This is a genomic window from bacterium, from assembly GCA_040753555.1.
Classification (GTDB): Bacteria; UBA9089; UBA9088; order UBA9088; family UBA9088; genus JBFLYE01.
In genome coordinates, this window is record JBFMDZ010000206.1 from 1 (window position 1) to 3,520 (window position 3,520).

General features: G+C 32.9%; 6 protein-coding genes. 4 read left to right on the forward strand and 2 right to left on the reverse strand.

From position 1 onward, the window contains the following. Positions 1 to 211: 211 nt before the first annotated feature. The gene (locus AB1630_11280; GenBank protein MEW6104375.1) at positions 212 to 373 is read right to left on the reverse strand and encodes a hypothetical protein; all 162 of its coding nucleotides are present in this window, start codon (positions 371 to 373) and stop codon (positions 212 to 214) included. Positions 374 to 520: 147 nt separating this feature from the next. On the opposite strand from AB1630_11280, the gene bioD reads away from it, so the two are divergent. Then, complete coding sequence (gene bioD, locus AB1630_11285) at positions 521 to 1,207, forward strand: dethiobiotin synthase (GenBank protein MEW6104376.1); 687 nt, start codon at positions 521 to 523, stop codon at positions 1,205 to 1,207. 14 nt (positions 1,208 to 1,221) lie between these two features. On the opposite strand, the gene AB1630_11290 is transcribed toward bioD, so the two are convergent. Next, entirely contained in the window at positions 1,222 to 2,184 is a 963-nt protein-coding gene (locus AB1630_11290; GenBank protein ID MEW6104377.1) for a radical SAM protein, read from the reverse strand. A gap of 111 nt (positions 2,185 to 2,295) precedes the next feature. Between AB1630_11290 and AB1630_11295 the strand changes: the two genes are divergently transcribed. The 3 genes from AB1630_11295 (at position 2,296) to AB1630_11305 (ending at position 3,369) form a co-directional block, all read left to right on the forward strand. Beyond that, the gene (locus tag AB1630_11295) at positions 2,296 to 2,646 is read left to right on the forward strand and encodes a DUF3795 domain-containing protein (protein ID MEW6104378.1); all 351 of its coding nucleotides are present in this window, start codon (positions 2,296 to 2,298) and stop codon (positions 2,644 to 2,646) included. A 181-nt stretch (positions 2,647 to 2,827) separates the two neighbouring features. Next, on the forward strand, positions 2,828 to 3,100 hold the full coding sequence (locus AB1630_11300; protein MEW6104379.1) for a BrnT family toxin: 273 nt from the start codon (positions 2,828 to 2,830) through the stop codon (positions 3,098 to 3,100). Positions 3,101 to 3,102: 2 nt separating this feature from the next. After that, the gene (locus AB1630_11305; protein MEW6104380.1) at positions 3,103 to 3,369 is read left to right on the forward strand and encodes a CopG family antitoxin; all 267 of its coding nucleotides are present in this window, start codon (positions 3,103 to 3,105) and stop codon (positions 3,367 to 3,369) included. The last annotated feature ends 151 nt before the right edge of the window (positions 3,370 to 3,520 follow it).

A 3,520-nucleotide genomic window follows, 5' to 3' on the forward strand; every position in this document is an offset into this window, starting at 1 on the left:
GTATGTGTTGAGCTTCCCTAATATGTGTTGAGCTTCCTTTATGCTAAAGAGCCAGAAATCGCTTTGTTTAATTGTAAATTTTAAATTGTTTAGCAAAGCTAAACACGTACATAAATTTTAAAAATCCGAAGCACGAAACAATATCTGAATTAAGCACGAAATCCGAAGCACGAAGCACGAAACAATATCTAAATTCAAAATCTAAACATTTTTACTGCGATTTCCTCATTCCAGAGGAACGTATTACTTGTTTTCCATCCTCTATATTATAGTTTTGGGTATTGTATTTTTTCACAAACCCTCTCACCTGTTTTGCAAACATAAGCGTTCGTTCTTTTAAATTATATTGTTTTGAATTTTCAATTTTAGTCATTTGAATTTGTTTTAAGATTTCGGATTTCGGATTTCGGATTTCATTAATGTTTCTTATTAAACCTTTATTTCATTGCTTTCTTTAAATATTAGCTAAACACGTACCAATTACTTGAAAGAAATCTACTTTGATAGTTACAATTTGTCTATGAGGAAGTTAAATACTTGCGGAATATTTATAGGAGGAACGGATACAGGCGTTGGAAAAACATTGATAACAGGGCTTTTAGGAAGGTATTTTTTAGAATTTGGTTTAAATATTGTAACGCAAAAATGGGTAGATGCTGGAGGATGTGATATAAAAACACATTTTAGACTGATGAAGAAAAAACCAAATCTTCCAATTGACTATCTTTCTCCATATATCTTTACATTCCCCTGCTCTCCCCATTTATGTTCAAGGATTTTTAATAAAGCAATAAAACCAGATGTTATAAAGGAAAAATTTTTATTTTTAAAGGAAAGATATGATTTCGTCCTTGTTGAGGGAACAGGTGGTCTTCTCGTTCCAATTTCAAGAAAAACTTTAATTATAGATATTGTAAATGAGGTTTCTCTGCCTGTTTTGATTGTTTCAAAAAATAGGCTTGGAACAATAAATCATAGCCTCCTTACAATTGAGGCATTGAAAAATAGAAATATGAAAATTTTGGGAATTATATTTAATAACCCAAAAAGGGAGAAGGAAGAGATTTTAAAGAATAATCCAAAGATAATAAGGGATTTGACAAAAATAAGGGTTTTGGGAATACTTCCATATATAAATGACATAGAGGCATTATATAAGGCATTTATTCCAATAGGAAATAAGATTTATAACAGTTCTAAACTTTAGAACTTCTAAACTTCTTAAACATTGGCTTCTTTCATACAAAATGGATCTACATCCATATAGTCAAGACTATAGGAATATGCCCTTGCCCTGCATCCTCCGCAGGATTTTTTATGGGAGCATATTCCACACCTACCTTTATATTCCATAAGCCTTAATTCTTTAAAAACAGAAGAATTCCTCCAGAGCTTACCAAATGACATTTCCCTTACATTTCCTGCCTTAATTGGAAGATATGGACAGGGATGGACATCGCCACCTGGAAGGATACAGCAATAGCTTATTCCTGCAAGGCATCCTCTGGTATATTTTGAAGGGTTATAAAGCATAAATTGGGGGGCGCAGACAGGCTTAACCTCTATCTCTATTGTCTTTTGCTTTTCCAATATTTTTCTTAAAATATCTTTATACCTTGCTATATCCTCATTTATCTCCCCTGCCCTTCCTGTTTTTACAAGGAAAAATATATGAATTGCTAATGCACCAAGGGATTTTGAAAAATCTATGAGCTCTTCTATTTCTCTATAATTAAAATCCATTATTGTTGTATGGATTTGAAAAGGAAGACCAATATCCTTGCAATTTTTTATTCCATCCATTGTTCTTTTATACGCAAAGGATTTTCCCCTAAATTCATTATGTAGCTTTTCGGATGTAGAATCAAGGCTTATTCCTACCCTTGCAAGCCCGGAATCTTTTAGCCTTGAAACAATAAGTTTTGTAAGCAATGTTCCATTTGTTCCCATTGTCATTCTAAGACCAAGCCTTACTCCATATTCAATAAGACTATAGACATCCTTCCTTAAAATAGGCTCACCACCAGAGAGGATAACCATTTTAAAGCCAGCCTCTTTTATCTCTGAAAGAAGCCTACAGCCTTCATCAAAGGAAAGCTCATCAGGAGCTTTTTCTCCAGCATCCCTATAGCAATGCTTACAAGAAAGATTGCATTCCTTTGTTATATTCCATGATATTAGCATATTTTCATTATATGTTTAAAGGAAAGTTGTTGCAACAACATAGCAAAATTTTCTATTGACATTTGGTTGGAAAAAAGTGGTATTTTATTATTAAAAATATTGGGGGTATAGATGATGAAGAAAGTTGTGACAGATCAAAATTTGGTAGCATATTGTGGCCTTTATTGTGGTGCCTGCGGTGCGTATCTTAAAGATAAATGCCCAGGTTGCCACGATAATCAGAAAGCACAATGGTGTAAAATTAGACTGTGCTGTATTGAGAAAAAATACTCATCCTGTGCTGAATGTAAGGAATTCACAAATCCCAATGATTGCAAGAAGTTTAATAATCTTATTTCCAAAATCTTCGGTTTAATCTTTAACTCTGACAGGGCAGCCTGTATTCAACAAATTCGCGAAATTGGACTTTTAGGCCATGCTGAAAATATGGCTTCCCACAAACGTCAATCAATCAAAAGGTAATATCTCGCCCAAGCCCAACAGGTTTTGCTAGGTGTTTATAGCTCGATGTAATCTTTAGGTTTGCTGTTTAGAAAATCCAACATTCAATACCTCCCTTGCTATCTTTAATGGAATTAAAAAGGATGCAAATTATTTTATTGCCCTTGACAAACTTTTTCTTTTTTACTTACAATGTAATTATATGAAAATAAGCCAGATACTCTGGGATGAAGGCTCTATCTATCATATTGTAAAACATAATATTTCTCCCAGAGAGGTTGAGGAGGCGATTTTTGAAGGTAAGCCCCTTATATTAAAAAGCAAGGAGAAAAGATATATTGTATTATCCAGAATATTAGCTGGAAGATATTTGACTATTGTTTGTGCCTTTAAAATGAAAGGGAGGGTTAAGGTGATAACCGTAAGGGATATGGATGAAAAAGAAAGAAAATATTACCAAAGGGGAGGAAAATAAAGATGAAAAAAATACCAAAATTTAAGGACATACAAGAAGAAAGAAAATTCTGGGAAACCCACAGTATCGTAGATTACCTTGATGAGCTTAAGGAAACAAATGAAATCTTATTTGAAAGGCCCCAGCTTAAAAGAAATTTTCAAATGAGACTTGATGATACAACAATTAGTAACTTAAAGAAGCTTGCTCAGAGAAAAGGAATTGATGTATCAACCTTGATAAGAAGCTGGATAAAGGAATATCTTGATAGGGAGCTAAAAACTGCATAAAAAGGTAAAATCCTATTTGTGCTACCAGAACTTCCCCAACTTTTTACAAATCTATATAAACAATAAGATAAAATGGATTATTGTTAAAAAAACAAAAAGAAAAGAAATATTTAAGAAAAATACCAAATCTGCCGATATTAAAGAAAGGGAC